This is a genomic window from Lysinibacillus sp. GW823-FHT02G10, from assembly GCF_058797135.1.
Window position 1 is genome coordinate 173198 of the sequence record NZ_JBXAJI010000006.1, and the last position, 16917, is coordinate 190114.

General features: G+C 36.1%; 15 protein-coding genes. 2 read left to right on the forward strand and 13 right to left on the reverse strand.

What is annotated here, in order from left to right; translation table 11 throughout:
• Positions 1–54 precede the first annotated feature (54 nt).
• Both AC1RFD_RS17955 and AC1RFD_RS17960 read right to left on the reverse strand, forming a co-directional pair.
• Entirely contained in the window at positions 55–564 is a 510-nt protein-coding gene (locus tag AC1RFD_RS17955; RefSeq protein ID WP_492475155.1) for a DUF1643 domain-containing protein, read from the reverse strand.
• Positions 565–1019: 455 nt separating this feature from the next.
• Positions 1020–2021 carry a DNA-methyltransferase gene (locus AC1RFD_RS17960; protein ID WP_492475156.1) on the reverse strand — a complete coding sequence of 334 codons (1002 nt, stop codon included), beginning with the start codon at positions 2019–2021 and terminating at the stop codon, positions 1020–1022.
• Positions 2022–2151: 130 nt separating this feature from the next.
• On the opposite strand from AC1RFD_RS17960, the gene AC1RFD_RS17965 reads away from it, so the two are divergent.
• Positions 2152–3051, forward strand: coding sequence for a BglI family type II restriction endonuclease (locus AC1RFD_RS17965; RefSeq protein ID WP_492475157.1), 900 nt, complete (start codon positions 2152–2154; stop codon positions 3049–3051).
• A 52-nt stretch (positions 3052–3103) separates the two neighbouring features.
• On the opposite strand, the gene rlmH is transcribed toward AC1RFD_RS17965, so the two are convergent.
• The 9 genes from rlmH to AC1RFD_RS18010 form a co-directional block, all read right to left on the reverse strand.
• Positions 3104–3583: a 23S rRNA (pseudouridine(1915)-N(3))-methyltransferase RlmH gene (gene rlmH, locus AC1RFD_RS17970; protein WP_054548823.1), complete on the reverse strand. Its 480-nt coding sequence runs from the start codon at positions 3581–3583 to the stop codon at positions 3104–3106.
• A 90-nt stretch (positions 3584–3673) separates the two neighbouring features.
• Positions 3674–3838, reverse strand: coding sequence for a CxxH/CxxC protein (locus AC1RFD_RS17975; RefSeq protein ID WP_004233391.1), 165 nt, complete (start codon positions 3836–3838; stop codon positions 3674–3676).
• Between the two features lie 245 nt (positions 3839–4083).
• Complete coding sequence (locus tag AC1RFD_RS17980; RefSeq protein WP_054548822.1) at positions 4084–5379, reverse strand: S1C family serine protease; 1296 nt, start codon at positions 5377–5379, stop codon at positions 4084–4086.
• A gap of 166 nt (positions 5380–5545) precedes the next feature.
• The gene (locus tag AC1RFD_RS17985) at positions 5546–6334 is read right to left on the reverse strand and encodes an MBL fold metallo-hydrolase (RefSeq protein ID WP_048395252.1); all 789 of its coding nucleotides are present in this window, start codon (positions 6332–6334) and stop codon (positions 5546–5548) included.
• Positions 6334–7158, reverse strand: coding sequence for a two-component system regulatory protein YycI (locus AC1RFD_RS17990; protein WP_112116937.1), 825 nt, complete (start codon positions 7156–7158; stop codon positions 6334–6336). Before AC1RFD_RS17990 ends, AC1RFD_RS17985 begins: the two co-directional genes overlap by 1 nt.
• Positions 7145–8470: a YycH family regulatory protein gene (locus AC1RFD_RS17995; RefSeq protein ID WP_048395247.1), complete on the reverse strand. Its 1326-nt coding sequence runs from the start codon at positions 8468–8470 to the stop codon at positions 7145–7147. Before AC1RFD_RS17995 ends, AC1RFD_RS17990 begins: the two co-directional genes overlap by 14 nt.
• The gene (gene walK / locus AC1RFD_RS18000; RefSeq protein ID WP_048395245.1) at positions 8467–10332 is read right to left on the reverse strand and encodes a cell wall metabolism sensor histidine kinase WalK; all 1866 of its coding nucleotides are present in this window, start codon (positions 10330–10332) and stop codon (positions 8467–8469) included. Before walK ends, AC1RFD_RS17995 begins: the two co-directional genes overlap by 4 nt.
• A gap of 5 nt (positions 10333–10337) precedes the next feature.
• A complete protein-coding gene (gene yycF / locus AC1RFD_RS18005; protein ID WP_036077923.1) occupies positions 10338–11051 on the reverse strand; it encodes a response regulator YycF in 714 nt (237 codons plus the stop codon).
• Positions 11052–11265: 214 nt separating this feature from the next.
• On the reverse strand, positions 11266–12726 hold the full coding sequence (locus AC1RFD_RS18010) for a M23 family metallopeptidase (RefSeq protein WP_103119040.1): 1461 nt from the start codon (positions 12724–12726) through the stop codon (positions 11266–11268).
• Positions 12727–13127: 401 nt separating this feature from the next.
• Between AC1RFD_RS18010 and AC1RFD_RS18015 the strand changes: the two genes are divergently transcribed.
• Positions 13128–13967 (forward strand): YitT family protein, encoded by an 840-nt coding sequence (locus tag AC1RFD_RS18015; RefSeq protein WP_227744975.1) that lies wholly within the window; start codon positions 13128–13130, stop codon positions 13965–13967.
• Positions 13968–14011: 44 nt separating this feature from the next.
• Here AC1RFD_RS18015 and AC1RFD_RS18020 read toward each other — a convergent pair whose 3' ends face one another.
• Together AC1RFD_RS18020 and dnaB are read right to left on the reverse strand one after the other, a co-directional pair.
• Positions 14012–15301 carry an adenylosuccinate synthase gene (locus tag AC1RFD_RS18020; protein WP_004233375.1) on the reverse strand — a complete coding sequence of 430 codons (1290 nt, stop codon included), beginning with the start codon at positions 15299–15301 and terminating at the stop codon, positions 14012–14014.
• A gap of 244 nt (positions 15302–15545) precedes the next feature.
• The gene (gene dnaB / locus AC1RFD_RS18025; protein ID WP_004233370.1) at positions 15546–16907 is read right to left on the reverse strand and encodes a replicative DNA helicase; all 1362 of its coding nucleotides are present in this window, start codon (positions 16905–16907) and stop codon (positions 15546–15548) included.
• Positions 16908–16917: the final 10 nt, after the last annotated feature.

A 16917-nucleotide genomic window follows, 5' to 3' on the forward strand; every position in this document is an offset into this window, starting at 1 on the left:
ATGTATTCAATGAAATAATATATGTTCATAATTTTAGTTGTATCGTCTTTGCAACTAATCAGTCGGCTTATCGTAAGAAACTAACCTCCACCCTTTTTTCACTGCTGGATACAGCGGATGGAAACCTCTTCTCCCCCTAGAGCTTTCTATTTGAAGTATGTTTGCTTTCTTATCAAGGAAGATAGCCATAATCATATGCAGTCGTTTTAGTGCCTCTTTATTTGTTTCAATACCTGTACCTACTGCAATGATGACATCATCTACCTTTGTAACTTCTTCTTGAACAAATTTTAAGTTTTCAGTAGCCGACCCATTTGTATCTTTTCCTTCAAGTGAAGGAAATAAATTTATAATAACAACAGAACCATAGCCAAGCTTTGCGAGATTATTCATGACATACATTGTCGTTTGATCCTGTACAATTTCATCTGTTAAGCCAGCACTTTTCATCAGAATCAGTGCCTTTCTTTTGCTCTTATCCCATTCCTTTTTAACAACGTACTTATTTTTCATTTCATCATCATATGTGACTTCAGTCTTTAAGATACTTTTAAGGATTTTCATAAGTTTGTGTTCCTTCCATATATTACTTTTTCTTTAATAGAATATACTTCTCATCTCCTAAAATGAGACTGAACAACGAAGCATTCATTAACATCGATATTTTCTGGATTTGGTATTGGCTAGCTAGGAGTGTGAATGAAAACAAATTATTAAGGTATGATTGCAGTTTTCATGCCCTCATCAGATAAACAATGTACTTATGTGTGTTTACCCATTCCTCATGTCCAAACACATGACTATGAAATGCTCTCGAACCACTTTACCCTGGTATTCTTTTAATAACTCTTAGTTATTTTGTGGACTACGGATACGGCGACCTTTGTATAACATAATTGATTCCTTTACTAACTTTACTGATATGATGTTTACACGTTTTGATGATTCCATTAAACCACTTCTTTGCATAGTAAAAGCCCGAGTATCTTTGATGATACTCGGGCTTCAAATATTTATTATTACATTAGCTTTAATTGTTCAGAAATCTTACTTTCTATACCTTCCACATTTTTCATTATGTTTTGCACCGATAATAACCCTTCTAAATTTCGTTTAGACAGTTTTACATAATTTAATTCCTTTTCAATACCAATAAATTTCCTGTCTTCTAATATAGCTGCGTGAGCAGTGGTACCACTCCCCATAAAACAATCTAGCACTAATTCTCCTGGATTAGTAAATAATTTTATTATTCTTCTCGGTAACTCCAATGGGAATTTTGCTTCATGATCATCATTTTTTCGAACTGAAGGAATGGTCCATACTCCTCTACTTCCCCATTCAACCCATTCTGACTTTGTTAATTTATTTCTATCAACTATAGTTTCCCCTGGCTTCCAGAAAACGTATAAATATTCAAACTCTGAAACCGCCTTATATGAACTAGAATGCCACTGTGATGTACTCCATGTAGGATCTTTCATCCAAATTCTTCTATCATATAGATATAATCCAGCATTTTCTGCAGACTTTTCAAGTACTGGGCCGGCTAACTTAACTTTTGTTTGTACAGAATATTTCCCTCCCCTAATATTATTACCTTTTAACCTACGTTCTATAGTTTGTTCACTACAATTAAATATTTTAGCCAACTGATTTTTATTTAAATTTGGTTGCTCCTCTAACACCTTCAAAATTTCTTCTTTACTAACACTTACCCTTTGTTTTTTAGGATTTGACGCTTGAAATTTAGGCATTTCAGGGTCAGGAAAAGCCAATATATCATCTATATTAATTACTAGAAAACCACCTGGTTTCAAAATTTCAAAATGTGAATTTATAACAGAGTCAATTAATTCTACCCATTCATCATAACTTACATTCTCTTCATAGCTCTTACCGACATGATAAGGTGGAGACCAAACACTTAACGAAATACTATTTGGCTCAATTATTTTTATCAACTCTCGTGCATCACCATGATTAAGAGAGTTTGATTTTAAGTATTCCTTTGTATTCAATTAAAACCCTCCCAGTTCTTTCTTTAATATTATATCAATAATCATTTCCTTGAAACTACAAAACATTCCTTAGAAAATACATCCAAATAAGGTATGATAGTTATAATTCTTTCTTTAAGGAGTGTTTTATTTGTATCAACTATATCGTGAAAGCATGTTCAACCTATATAACACACATTTACAAAAATTCAAAGAAAATAAGGTAATATTGGAAAATTTAGATCTTCATATTTTAGAACTATTAGAATCCGCCATTAACAATAATTTTGATGAATTCCAAAGGGATTATAACGAAGCAAGTCACCTTCATCCCTTTTGGATGAATTATCCACCATTAAATAGAGGTAATATGCCAATTGGAGATCAAGTCCCTTGGCTAGAGGTTGGGGAAACTGCTATAGGGGCAAAATTGACTCGTTTAATTTCTAGCAACCCCTCTCTTAATATTAGAGAAATTGGTTTACCTACAGGTCCAGATGAAAGATATTTGCTCTCATCCAAAAATATTTTAGAAATTACTAATGGGCAAACTGATTCGATTATGTTGTTTATTGATATTAAGTCTGTGGGACCTAGAGATAGTCATTATGATTTAGTAGTATCACCTAATCAAGTATCTGGAAACGGAGAATGGGGAAATATAGATTTGGGGATTGTAAATAATACACATACTATTCAAGGACCAAAATCTTCACAAGTATTTCTTCCGACCATACCACCTTTATATATCTTAAGTGATGGTACAGTTGCACCAGTTGTACATATTTTCATTAAATGTATTTATAATATGTGCTCTCTCACAAATGAGGGTACAGGACAAGCTTTGGAACAAATAAAATTAGGTGCAGTACCAAATGGACTTTTATTATTTTCAGAAAATCTTTATGCCAATGATACTACAAATCCATTTTTATTAAGACCAGGTAAAGATGATAAAACAAAATCACTACTTCAAAGACGCATGAGAATAGACCTCAGAGTTTTAGCAATGTGCAATCAATCACGTGTACGTAGTATTTTATTTGGATAAAAATAAAGGTGATTAAAGCTGTCCGGCTTTAATCACCTTATAAAAACCTCACTTACTTATGATACGGTTCACCCTTCATAATCCTAAAACTACGGTAAATCTGCTCGACTAGTACAAGTTTCATGAGCTGGTGAGGAAGTGTCATCTTACCAAAGGATTGCTGTTCGTCGGCTCGTTTTAGGACATCTTCGTGTAGACCGAGGGAGCCGCCGATGACGAAGGCGATTTTGCTTTTGCCGTAGGTCATGAGGGATTCCATATCGGCAGCCATTTGTTCGGAGGTTTTCATTTTGCCATTGATGGCTAGGGCGATTACGTAAGCATCTGGGCTAATTTTCGCCAGGATGCGTTCGCCCTCTTTTTTCTTGACGATATCCATTTCAGCTTCACTTAGTTGTTCAGGAGCCTTTTCGTCTGGCACTTCAACCAAATCCATTTTTGCATAGCCGCCAAGACGTTTTACGTACTCATCGATCCCCATTTTTAAGTACTTTTCTTTTAGCTTGCCGACTGATACAATCGTTATATTCACACGTTATCCACCTTTACAATTCATTTACAAACAAATTATCCACAAAAGTTATCAACATATCCACAAGCACTCTCTATATATTGTGTAAAGTTATTTACTTGATACAATATATTCTGCTGCCTGTTCACAGTAGCTACACTTTGTGGATAACTTTTTATCCTCTTCGATTTTATCCATAATTGGGAACACTTTTTGCTCTGCTACAAACATGTCTAAAGCGTGATCTATATGGCTTTCACAGCTGTACTTTTCCATTTTTTGATGTCTCCTTATTTTCCGAAATTTCCACAAACTTATTCACAAATCAGTCTATGTTATCCACAATCTATTGTAACAAAGTAATAGCATGTATGGAAGAAGTGCCTTTTACTCCCGATTTACTGTGCGGAATTAGTATTCACAATTTTCTAGTTATCCACAATATTTCATAAAAGTATTTTCTCCATCCTCATAAAAAAAGCGATGGAGATTGATTAGATCTCCATCGCTTTTCATCTTCTTTACAATGTATTACCGTTTGTTAATGTTAGTGATAGCTCGACTAATTTACCTTGACGGTACACTTTTAATGTTAGCTTATCACCAATTTTTTTGTCATTATATAAATGTTTACGTAAATCTATAGTTGTTTCGATTTTTTGACCATCCATCTCTACAATAACATCGTATTGTTGAACTCCTGCTTTTGAGGCTGGTGAGTTATTCATGACATCTGTTACAACAACGCCTGTTGTCACCTCTGCAGGTAATTTTAATGTTTGTTGCTGATAGAATGATGGCACATCTGTTAAATCTGCAAGTGAAACTCCCATTGTTGGACGTTTCATTTCTCCATTTTTCTCTAATTCCTCAATAATTGGAATAGCTGAATTAATTGGAATGGAGAAGCCTAAACCTTCAACTGAGGATTCAGCAATTTTCATGGAGTTAATTCCTACTAATTCTCCAGCTAAGTTCACAAGTGCTCCACCACTATTCCCTGGGTTAATCGCAGCATCTGTTTGCAATACTTCTTGTTGCCAATCTTCTGTGCCATCACCATTTAAGTCTACTGGTACAGAACGGTCTTTACCTGAAACAACACCAGTTGTCACAGAACCATAGAAGTCTAAACCAAGTGGGTTACCAATGGCAATCACTGTTTCACCTTGTTTTAATACATCCGAATTCCCGAATGTCGCAACTGTTTTAACATTTTTAGAGTTAATAGAAATAACTGCAAGGTCCGTCCAAACATCGTGACCCACTAATTGTGCAGGTTCTTTTGTTCCGTCTGGCATTGTGACCTCTAACTGCTTTGCCCCTTCAATAACATGGTTATTTGTGATGATAAAGGCTTTGTCACCTTCAATTTTATAAACGACACCTGAACCGCTTCCTGCTTCTTTTGTTGTCGTTGATGGTGGGCTCCAAAAACCTCCGCTTGTGACTTCTTGAATATTTGTGATACCAACAACTGCTTGTGAGGCTTTATCAACTGCAGTTGTCACATCTGTCGTTACTTCTGTAGCTACCTGATTAATTGTTGTGTTATTTTTTCCTGTATTACTTGTTGTTGTTCCAGGCATTTGATTGACAAGTCCCGGTAGCATAAGCCACACAAGTAAAGCACCTATAATGACACCGACCAGACCACTAAAGAAATAGCCGCCTTTACCTCCTCCACCTTTCTTTTTCATGCGCTTAGTCTGCATTTCTTGCTCCTCGCGCTCTAGTCTTTCTTGAAGAGGTGATTTCGGTACTTCATCCTTTTTAAGGAAATCACTGTTTTTATCATCATCTTGGAAATAGCTCATGTTCGTCATCCTTTCCTTTGAGTGCTATCTAATTAGTTGTTACCCTAATCTTACGATTCAAACATTAAAATCAGATGAAAAACAAATAAAATAGGCATAAAAAAAGCTGCTCAATGCATTTTTTTATGCGTTGAACAGCTTCAAATTTTATCTAAATAGCCTATGATTAAACCGTCACCAATTTTGTTGGTTCTTCTGCATCCGTATCAAATAGATGAACATGCTCACCAACAAGGATGCCACAAGATTGTAAGGTTTGTGCGACACTCATACGTGCTAGCTCTTTCATATTATTATCTTTACTTAAATGTGAAAGATAAATATTGGTCGTCTTATCAAATACAACCTCACTCATTGCAATTGCTGCATCCTCATTAGACACATGTCCTACATCACTTAAAATACGACGTTTAATAGACCAAGGATAGCGTCCCATTTGTAGCATATTGACATCATGATTACTTTCAAAGACAAAAGAATCAGCGCCTCGAATAATTCCTTTCATACGATCACTGACATAGCCTGTATCTGTAATAATAACAAGCTTGCGATCATTTTCATGAAAAGTATAGAACATTGGATCTGCTGCATCGTGTGAAACAGCAAAGGATTCAACAGCTAAAGAACCAAAATGCTTCACTGTATCCATTTCAAATTCAAAACGTTGCTCTACAGGAATGTCCCCAATAAGCCCATCCATTGCCTGCCACGTTTTGGCGTTTGCGTAAATTGGTACATTATATTTCCGTGCCAGTACACCAATTCCTTTAATATGATCACTATGCTCATGTGTAACAAAGATACCACTGAGCTGCTTCATATTACGGTCGATTTTTGTAAATAACTGCTCCATCTTTTTCCCACTAAGACCCGCATCAACGATAAAAGCATGATCGTCATTCTCTACATAAATCGAATTCCCTGTACTGCCACTTGCTAAAACACTAAATCGCATTATTCAACTCCCCAGTCTTCTTCTTCGCTCTCTTGCTTGTCCTCCTGGATTTCGATGACTTTACCTTCTACTGCATTCACAAAGTACTCTTCTTTTGTCCCATCAGATAATTTCACTTGAACTTCCCATGTTGGCACCAATACCTGAGTACGTGTTAATTTAACAAGCGTTGAGTAACCTAGTTTCATTTGTGTAATGCGAGAATCTGGCTTGAGCGGTCCCTTTGCATACAAAGTTTGAATAATTTGAAGTGGTGGAATAACTGTTTCCTGCTGTTCCATTTCTTCAATATTATCAATCATTGTTTGCTCATACATTGTTACTTCGTTATTAGCATTCCATTTTATTTTTAATGAACCACTATAATAGAACATTCGATTGTTTGTCTTTTGGAAAAAAATTGCGACTCGTTCTTCGCGGTCTATTTTCCATAAAGCATAAGATGCACCTTCAATGACGTTTGCTAGGACAAAATCTGTAAAGCTTGTGTCATCACTTACATTACGTAATTTAACAGGCCTCATAAAAATAACACGAGCCTTTGTATTATTATCATCCTTAAATTTAACTTGCTGGTTACTATTACTAAATTCGGCTGGTGTGAATTTATGCACTTGAGCTGTCATATACGAAGCAGATTCAATATTATTTGGTAACGTGCCATACGTAATATTATCATCCTTTAAACGAGCTTCTATTGTTCTTTCACCTGGTACCTCAATATCTTTTGCTTCATTATAGCGATTGACATAAAGTGAATACAAGAAGATGTTCAGTATTAAAAAAACGAATATAAAAATAGATTTTGTTCTATTCCAATCCATTTTTAACACCTCCTAATACTTCAGGAGTCAGTTTAGTCCATGTACCATTACGAATAACAAACCAACAAGGTTCAAATATAAATATATTCTGTTCTTGATTTTGTGTTAAATAATAGCCTAAGACGATTTCATCGATATCAGACAGAGGAATACTGTTAGCGCTTTTTAATCTCTCTGCGATTTCCGCACCTGATGCTAACTCTTTGATTTCTTTCTCCAATGATATATCCATATCCAATGAGAAGTATGGACGCTTATAATGGAAAATTCGACTATCTCCCCAAATCGTTGTCATTCGTGTAATGACATGATTGCTATAGACAGGGAAACCTTGCAAATACATTTGATAATCTATTTGATTTTTATTGGTATTGGATGAAGCATAGCGGAAATCTGCGGTAAATCCTCCATGCTCATTAATAAATTCAAAGCTATCCTTTAAAAGCTTGGATGGCTCGACTCTAATACTACTTTCTGCAGCAGGATAAACATAGTTTAATGATTTAAGATTTGTTTCTAAGGTCATTAACGACATACCATCTGTATATTTTTCAGAGGATGCACTTTCCACATTCCGCTGCACAATATTTGGATCTGGGAATAATACATTTTTAAATAGTTCTGGCGTAATATCCTCAATAAAATACGTATATTTTACAGATTCAATATTACTGTTCGCCAAATAAAGAGATGTATAGCCTTCTCTTTCTACTTCTTTAAAAACCTCATATTTTTTGGCAGGCTCTATGACTTCCTGTATAAATTGATTCATGTTTGGCACACTGACATGTGAGCGGAATAATGATTGGTTATTACCACTAATGTAATACAACATCAATTCTTTACTATTGTAATTACTCCAATCTATAATCATACGATTGAACGTTGTTTCTGGTAATTCCTTATCAGTGAACTGAAAGGTTGTGTTAAAAGCTGAAAAAGGAATCTCTCCTGTAAAAAATATTGTCATTCGATGATCTGCGCCAATAATTTGATTCACATAGTTTGCAGAAAGATTATTGTTTACAGACACCAAATCTAAAACATTCCAGCCTTTAAATACTTTCATCATGTCTTTCATAGCTGCATTAGAAACTGTGCCTGTAAACTCTTCTTCAGATCGGAAAATAGCCTTGTATGGTCGAATAATATCCTCCATATCCTTTTGCGGCTTAATTAAAATTTCCTCGCCCTCTGTTTTTTCAATATATTTATAATCAGGTGTATAGGTCCAAATTAAAAAAGTTAAAATCACACTCAGCATAACAAGTAGAAATAATACAACAGATTTAACTGGCTCTATATATTTCATTCCCACTCACCTGCCTCACCAAATTCATCTGCATCATATGGTAATGTGAAGAAAATTGTTGTACCCTGTCCTTCTTCACTTTCAGCCCAAATCTTACCGCCGTGTGCTTCAATCATTTCCCGCGCAATAGCTAGTCCCAAGCCTGTTCCTCCCATAGAACGAGCGCGTGCACGATCCACACGATAGAAGCGATCAAAAATACGGCCAACATTTTCTTTAGGAATGCCCATGCCATCATCTGAAATCATGACTTTCAACATGTCATCCTGTCCCGTAAAGCCAAAGCGAATATTGCCACCATCTGGAGAATATTTAATAGCATTGGAAATGATATTATCAATAACTTGTGTGATTTTATCCGTATCAATTTCTACATAAAAGGAGGTTTCAGGGAATAATCGTTCAAAATGTACCTTGTCAGACTTAGACATTTCAAATCGGTCTATAATGCGGTTAAAGAATGAATTAAATAAGACAATATCTTTATTCAACTCGTAATCTGAACTATCCATTCTTGATAACTGCAGTAAATCATTTACTAGACGAATCATACGCTCTGTTTCGGTTTGTGTCACATTTAAAAACGTAGGAGCAATATTTTCATCTTTCCATGCACCATCTGCAAGTGCCTCTAAATAACTACGCATTGTTGTTAATGGCGTTCTTAACTCATGTGATACATTCGATACAAATTCTCGACGATCCATTTCAATCTTTTCTTGCTCTGTTATATCGTGCAAAACAGTAATCAGACCATTAATAAAGCCTGTTTCTTTTTGAATAACAGAGAAATTAGCACGAAGTATATAGGGAGCATCTGCTGTACTGAAGTTTAAATTCACGGCATCATTCATATGAATTAAGTCTTCAAAACTATATTCCTGATCAATCCCCAATACAGAGGCGATAGGACGCCCTAATGTAATATCTCTTGAAATATGCAGTAATTCCAATGCAGGGTCATTGATGAGAATAATACGTCCCTTACGATCTGTTGCAATTACACCATCTGTCATATTACTCAGAACTGAATCTAGCTTTCGACGTTCAGCTTCTGTGGTCGATTGTGCTTCCTGCAAACGGTTGGTTAGATGATTAAAGGTAATGGCTAGCTGGCCGATTTCATCTGTACCATATACACGTACCTTTCGAGAATAGTTCCCCTTCGCCATTGCCTGAGCCTGCTTTCGCATATCAGCAATAGGCTGTGTAATCGTTCTTGCCACAAGAATACCTAAGAAGATGGTAATGACCAAGGACATTGCCGTACCACCAAGGAAAATCTGATTAATATCATTCATTTGTTCAAAAACTGATTCAATATTGGCTTCAATATAGAGTACACCAATGATTTCATCATCTGGTCCTGCACCCGCACGAATGGGATTCGCTAAAACCCACACACGATTTCTCGTCTTATTGTCCAGCTTAATAATATCAAACAGTGTTTCGGCAGATATCGCTCGACGTACAAGATCAGTATTAGAGCGCTGACCTATTAAATTCTGATTTTCAAGCTCAGATGTTGCAAGTATTCTTTGTCTATCGTCAATGACACGAATTTCTAAAATATCACCATTTGAAACATCCCTTAAACCAGTAGAAAACTCCATAACAATTGACTTTAGGCTCTCCTCTAGTTTAGGCATGCTTTCATCGCGTTCCTTTAAAATTTCCTCACGAAGACTATATTGCATCAAGTCAACTCGCTGAAAAATGGAATCTTGGAAGTTGCTCTTCAAATTTCTTTCTAATTCACGAGCGAAATAGATACCGATAATTTGTAAAGCAAGCAATATTAATAAAATATAAATCAGCACTAGTTTGACATGAATGGATTTAAAGAAGCTCACTTTCTGCATTCCTATTACTCCTGTTCAGGATTTCGTAAATAATAACCTACACCACGTCGTGTGACAATCCAAGCGGGATGACTAGGATTATCCTCAATTTTTTCACGTAAACGGCGAATTGTTACATCAACAGTTCGTACATCACCAAAGTAATCATAGCCCCATACTGTTTGTAGGAGGTGCTCCCGTGTCATTACTTGTCCAATATGTTTCCCTAAATAATGAAGTAACTCAAATTCTCGATGTGTCAATTCAATTGCTTCATCACGCTTCATTACTAAATAAGCATCTGGTTGAATAACAAGCGAACCTACGACAATCTCATTCGACTCCTCCTCAGCCTCTTCTGCTGCTGGAGCGACTACTTGTAAACGGCGCATATTGGCCTTTACACGTGCAATCAGCTCTCTTGTACTAAATGGCTTTGTGACATAATCATCTGCACCCATCTCTAATCCTAATACTTTATCAATTTCAGAGCCTTTAGCTGTTAGCATAATAATCGGAAAATCATATTTTTTACGTACTTCTCTACAAACTTCCATCCCATCACGCTTTGGCAGCATAATATCTAAAAGCATTAAATCTGGTTGCTCTTCCTCTACTTTCTTTAATGCCTCATCACCATCATAAGCACAAATAACTTTATAGCCTTCTTTTATTAAATTAAATTGCAAAATATCTGCGATTGGTTTCTCATCATCAACAACTAAAATTGTTTTATTCATACATACTCTCCCTTTCGCTTCTTATCTATTCTTAAACAATGTGTATTTGTAAATTCACTACTCTTAACTCTATCATGCTTTCGGATTCTATGCATTAATCGATATTCAATCCCTCTAATACTGTGACAAAAAGCGATGTAATTCAACAATTATTTCTCGGGAAATAATAGAAAAAGACAGTCCATTATTCGGACTGCCTTCTATTCAACATGTTTTATCGGCCTACATAAGATAACGGATTTTCTAATGAACCGTTCTTTTCAACTTCAAAGTGCAAATGTGTACCTGTCGAATTTCCAGTGGAACCCATAATACCAATCACAGAACCTTTTTCCACTACTTGTCCGACTTCAACATTAATTGAAGATAAATGTCCATAAAGTGTTGTAAAACCATTATTGTGATTAATAACAATACGATTACCATAGGTGCCAGAAGTGCCAGCAGCAACAACTACACCATTATCAGCAGCTAAAATATTATAGTTACTTGGTCGAGCGATATCAATACCACGATGGAAGGCTCCCCAACGTTCACCCATACCACTTGAAATATAGCCCCCGACTGCTGGCCATGCAAATTCTCCAGTTCCACGTGAAGAAATAACCTTTGTACCAACTACTTCAATTTCATCTACTGGTTGTTGAAGTATTTTTTCCTCTAAGGCAACTTTTGATGTCTGTGTACCATTTTCAGATGTTAATGCATAAGTTGTTTCTTTTTTTCCATTAACACCTTCTTGCTTGATGACCTTTTCACCTTTATACATAGTAGGATCTTCTTCAATTACTTTTTTAAACGGAATGACTTCCGCAACTTTCTTTTCCTTTTTTACTTCAAGTGTCACAAATGGCTTTGCCACAGTAACATTTAATTCTTGTCCAATTTGTAAAACTGTATCTACTGTGATATCCGGATTTAGAGCTAGTAGTTCACTTGTTGTTAAATTATGTTTTTTAGCAACTGACCCTAACACGTCTCCTGATTCAATTTTATATGTTTCTTGCTCAAGATAGCCTGTCATTAAAAACTTCACGGCTTGCTCAGGTGATAATATATCAGTGGGTGTCACTTTTTGTGTTAACCCTGAAACTCCTTGTTTAAAGGAAACATTTAGAAGTCTAGACTCACCATCTTTTAATTCTGGTAGATTATTGCTAGCTTGGCGTTTTGATAAGTTATCTAATTCTTGCTGAGAAACATATTGTAGCTTTAACATTTGAACAGTTTTCTCATAAGCTTCCGTATTCTTTAGTGATACTACTGGTTTGTGATTTACTAATAATGTAAAGGCATCTGATTTGGCCACTAAAGATTGCTTAAGTTTTGATAATGTTTCTGCATCTTTTGTTTCATTTGTAAATACTTGTTCTGGGATTATTTTAACAGCTGAGCTAGCATCAATGGATAAACCTTTGAATTGCTGACTTGCCACTTTTTCTTTTGATGCAATTATTTCTTGAATTGCTTTCTCATCAGATACTGCACCAATATATTCATTTCCCACATAGACGTGGTAAATTTTATTTAAGTTTTCTTTGTTATATTCCTTAGCAAATCCCATGTTAATCGTTAGGCTTGTCATTAAAACTACAATGATTGAAGCCTTTTTAAAAGAAGAAAAATTGTAGGTGAATCTATTGTTTTCTTCTTTTCTTTTCCAAAACGAATTCATCAATAAAGCCCCTTCCAACTTTACCCTACTGTAGGATGATTTACCCACAAGGATTTTTTGCACCCCTATAATGTACCATAAAGAAAATGACGTTTGAACGATTTCACTCTTTTGTAATGTAAATGTATTATTTATCTACTTATTGTTACATAGAATATATTTTATATAGTTTATAAATACTGTAATTTTATTCATATATTGGTTCTTAAAATTCAATTTAACTATCATTTGTATACTATTCTCAAATTTTTTCAAGTGAATTTTGACTTAATACTTTTTACTTTTTTAATATTCCGATAAAATATATATAGAAGGTACACTATTTGATTGGAGCGATTAAATTGAGTGATTCACAAACCTCTGAGATCACAACAAAAGTGTTGAGACCTCAGAAAAATAGCATGCGTAAAGTTTTTGCAAGAATTATTATGGTTTCGCTAGGCGCGATTATAATGGCATTGGGCTTGGAACTGTTTTTAGTACCCAACCACATTATGGATGGTGGCATCGTAGGTGTTTCCATTATCACATCTCATTTATTAAAATTACCCCTTGGTATTTTCATCTTCATTTTAAACTTACCTTTTATTTTTTTAGGCTATAAACAAATTGGTAAAACCTTTGCATTGTCCACAGGTCTAGGTATTACCGTACTCTCATTTTCAACACTCGCCTTACATAATATCCATCCATTTACGGAAGACACATTATTGGCAACAGTCTTTGGAGGAATGATTTTAGGAGTTGGTGTCGGAATTGTCATTCGTTATGGAGGTTCATTGGATGGAACTGAAATATTAGCTATTTTAGCTAATAGCAAAACACCTTTTTCAGTTGGTGAAATCATCATGTTCTTCAATATCATTATTTTTACGGTGGCAGGATTTATTTTTAATTGGGAGCAAGCCATGTACTCCATCATTGCATACTATATTGCCTATAAAATGATTGATATTGTTATTCAAGGATTGGAAGAATCTAAATCGGTTTATATCATAAGTGATGACATTGATGAAATTGGACAAACGATTATGGATCGACTTGGTCGTGGCGTTACTTTCCTTCACGGAGAGGGAGCTTATACGGGGAATGACAAGAAAGTCATATTTACCGTTATTACTCGTTTAGAAGAATCTAAATTGAAAACAATCGTCGCTGAAATAGATGACAATGCTTTTCTAGCCATCGGTAATATCGCCGAGGTAAAAGGTGGTCGCTTTAAGAAGAAAGATATTCACTAAAAAAGGGCATGCCGCATTTGGCACGCCCTTTTCATTTTATTTTATTATGCTTCCCAAACGTCCACTAACACGTTTGTTTGCTCACGTGCAGGTCCAACAGAGAAAGTAGCAATTTGAATGCCCGTTAGTTCGCTGATACGCTCCACATAGCGGCGTGCATTTTCAGGTAGCTCTTCTAAAGTTCTGCAGCTTGTTACATCCTCAGACCAGCCTGGAAGCTCCTCATAAATCGGCTCACATTGTTCAATAATATGAAGGTTTGCTGGATACTCTGTGATTGTTTCACCTTTATAGTTATAGGCTGTACAAATTTTTACTGTTTCTAAGCCCGATAAAACATCGATAGAGTTAAGAGCAAGATGAGTAATGCCACTTACACGGCGTGAGTGACGAACAACGACTGTGTCGAACCAGCCTACACGACGTGGACGACCTGTTGTTGTACCATATTCGCGACCAACCTCACGAATTTGTTGACCTACTTCATCGAACAACTCCGTTGGGAATGGTCCATCTCCTACTCGAGATGTATAGGCCTTAGATACACCAATAACGCTTGTTACGCGTGATGGCCCAACACCTGCACCAATCGCTACTCCCCCAGCAACAGGATTTGAAGATGTTACATATGGATACGTACCTTGATCGACATCAAGTAAAATTCCTTGTGCACCTTCGAATAGCACTTTACCGCCCTCATCAAGGACATCGTTCAAAATTTTAGACGTGTCCGTAACATACTTAGCAATTTCTTGTCCGTAACCATAGTATTCCTCGAAAATTTCTTCGAATGTTACGCCTTCAACTTCATAGAATTTCTCAAATAACTTATTTTTAATGGCTAAATTATGACGTAGTTTTTCCTCAAAGATTTCCTTATCAAGTAAGTCAGCCATACGGATCCCAATACGTGCTACTTTATCTTGATAACAAGGTCCAATACCTTTACAAGTTGTGCCGATTTTATTGTCTCCACGACTTTCTTCATCCGCAATATCTTGTTTAATATGATAAGGCAAAATCACATGTGCACGATTAGAAATACGTAGATTATCTGTATTAATACCACGCTCTTGTAAACCTTTAAGCTCTGTTACTAATGATTTTGGATTCACAACTAATCCATTACCAATTACTGAAGTTTTATCTTTATAGAAGATCCCTGATGGAATTAAATGTAATTTATAAGTTTCACCATCAATTTTAATGGTATGTCCTGCATTATCTCCACCGGCAAAACGAGCGATGGCATCGGCTTTGTGCGAAAGGAAATCTGTAATTTTACCTTTTCCTTCGTCTCCCCACTGTGTTCCTACAACTACTACTGATGTCATAATCAGCACCTCCGTTAGATACCTTTGTATCTCAATTTTCAAGCCTCAATTATTGTAACAATGATAGAAACAACTCGTCAATAAAAAATAGCGAAAAAACACGAACATAAAATCAAAAAATCTGATTCAACGTTCGTGTTTAATAACAGAATGGTATGAATATTATCGAACATTCAGATTAATTTATTCTAAGGGTAATATTCCATTACTAATAGGCAACTTATCTGAATGACGAGTAACTTGACTAATCACGTGGCGGTGGAGGTGGCATTTGTGACCAATCCACATTAATGAATTTATTGAATTCCTTTTTAAAGGCCAATGTAACAGTTCCTGTTGGACCATTACGTTGTTTCGCAATGATAATTTCGATCATATTTTTATTCTCAGATTCTTTATCGTAATAATCATCACGGTATAAAAACGCAACAATATCAGCATCTTGCTCAATACTTCCCGATTCACGTAAATCACTCATCATTGGCCGTTTATCTTGTCGTTGCTCAACACCACGAGATAACTGTGATAACGCAATAACAGGTACCTTTAATTCACGGGCTAATCCCTTTAAGGAACGGGAAATCTCTGATACCTCTTGCTGACGGTTTTCTCCTGGCTTGCCGCTACCCTGAATCAACTGTAAATAATCAATTAAGATCATTCCTAGTCCATTCTCCTGAGCTAAACGACGACATTTTGCACGGATTTCATTGATACGTACACCTGGAGTATCATCAATAAAAATCCCTGAATTCGATAAACTACCCATTGCCATAGTTAGTTTACCCCAATCTTCTGTAGTTAAAGCACCTGTACGTAAAACTTGTGCATCTATATTTCCTTCTGCACAAAGCATACGCATGACCAGTTGCTCTGCACCCATCTCTAAAGAAAAGATTGCAACATTTTCACGAGCTTGTACAGCAACACTTTGCGCAACATTCAATGCAAAGGCTGTTTTCCCTACAGATGGACGAGCAGCAACAATGATTAAATCGTTGCGTTGAAAGCCTGCAGTAATGTTATCTAAATCACGGAAGCCAGTCGGGATACCTGTTACTTCTCCCTTTTGTGATTGCAGTTGCTCAATATTATCGAAAGTTTCCACTAGCACATCTTTAACATGCTTAAAGTCACCTGCATTCTTTCGATTGGCAACCTCCATCATTTTCTTCTCTGCCTCGCCTAATAATGCCTCTACTTCGTCTTCACGTGTATAGCCGTCCTCGACAATTTTCGTAGCCACTCGAATCAATCGACGTAAGAGGGCCTTTTCCTCAACGATTTTGGCATAATGAGCGACATTGGCAGCTGTAGGGACAGCATTGGCGAGCTCTAGTAAATAAGAAAGCCCGCCAACGTCCTCAATCTCTTTTTTAGCTGATAATTCTTCTGTAACTGTTACAACATCTATCGCTTTTCCTTGATCACTCAAGCGCAACATCGTTTCGAAAATTTTCTTATGGGCATTTAAATAAAAATCATCTGCCAATAAAATTTCTGATGCTGTTATTAATGCCTGTGGCTCAAGGAAGATAGCACCGATAACCGATTGCTCCGCCTCCCGGTTATGCGGTGGAACGCGGTCCATCATCGGTTCACTCATGGATTGTCGC

What these genes read in the sequence shown, in the direction of transcription:
- AC1RFD_RS17990 (WP_112116937.1), bottom strand. Translation starts at nt 7,158, where the DNA reads ATGGATTGGAATAGAACAAAATCTATTTTTATATTCGTTTTTTTAATA.
- AC1RFD_RS18010 (WP_103119040.1), bottom strand. Translation starts at nt 12,726, where the DNA reads ATGAATTCGTTTTGGAAAAGAAAAGAAGAAAACAATAGATTCACCTAC.
- AC1RFD_RS17955 (WP_492475155.1), bottom strand. Translation starts at nt 564, where the DNA reads ATGAAAATCCTTAAAAGTATCTTAAAGACTGAAGTCACATATGATGAT.
- walK (WP_048395245.1), bottom strand. Translation starts at nt 10,332, where the DNA reads ATGCAGAAAGTGAGCTTCTTTAAATCCATTCATGTCAAACTAGTGCTG.
- AC1RFD_RS17980 (WP_054548822.1), bottom strand. Translation starts at nt 5,379, where the DNA reads ATGAGCTATTTCCAAGATGATGATAAAAACAGTGATTTCCTTAAAAAG.
- AC1RFD_RS17995 (WP_048395247.1), bottom strand. Translation starts at nt 8,470, where the DNA reads ATGAAATATATAGAGCCAGTTAAATCTGTTGTATTATTTCTACTTGTT.
- yycF (WP_036077923.1), bottom strand. Translation starts at nt 11,051, where the DNA reads ATGAATAAAACAATTTTAGTTGTTGATGATGAGAAACCAATCGCAGAT.
- AC1RFD_RS17985 (WP_048395252.1), bottom strand. Translation starts at nt 6,334, where the DNA reads ATGCGATTTAGTGTTTTAGCAAGTGGCAGTACAGGGAATTCGATTTAT.
- AC1RFD_RS18020 (WP_004233375.1), bottom strand. Translation starts at nt 15,301, where the DNA reads ATGACATCAGTAGTAGTTGTAGGAACACAGTGGGGAGACGAAGGAAAA.
- AC1RFD_RS17975 (WP_004233391.1), bottom strand. Translation starts at nt 3,838, where the DNA reads ATGGAAAAGTACAGCTGTGAAAGCCATATAGATCACGCTTTAGACATG.
- AC1RFD_RS18015 (WP_227744975.1), top strand. Translation starts at nt 13,128, where the DNA reads ATGCGTAAAGTTTTTGCAAGAATTATTATGGTTTCGCTAGGCGCGATT.
- dnaB (WP_004233370.1), bottom strand. Translation starts at nt 16,907, where the DNA reads ATGAGTGAACCGATGATGGACCGCGTTCCACCGCATAACCGGGAGGCG.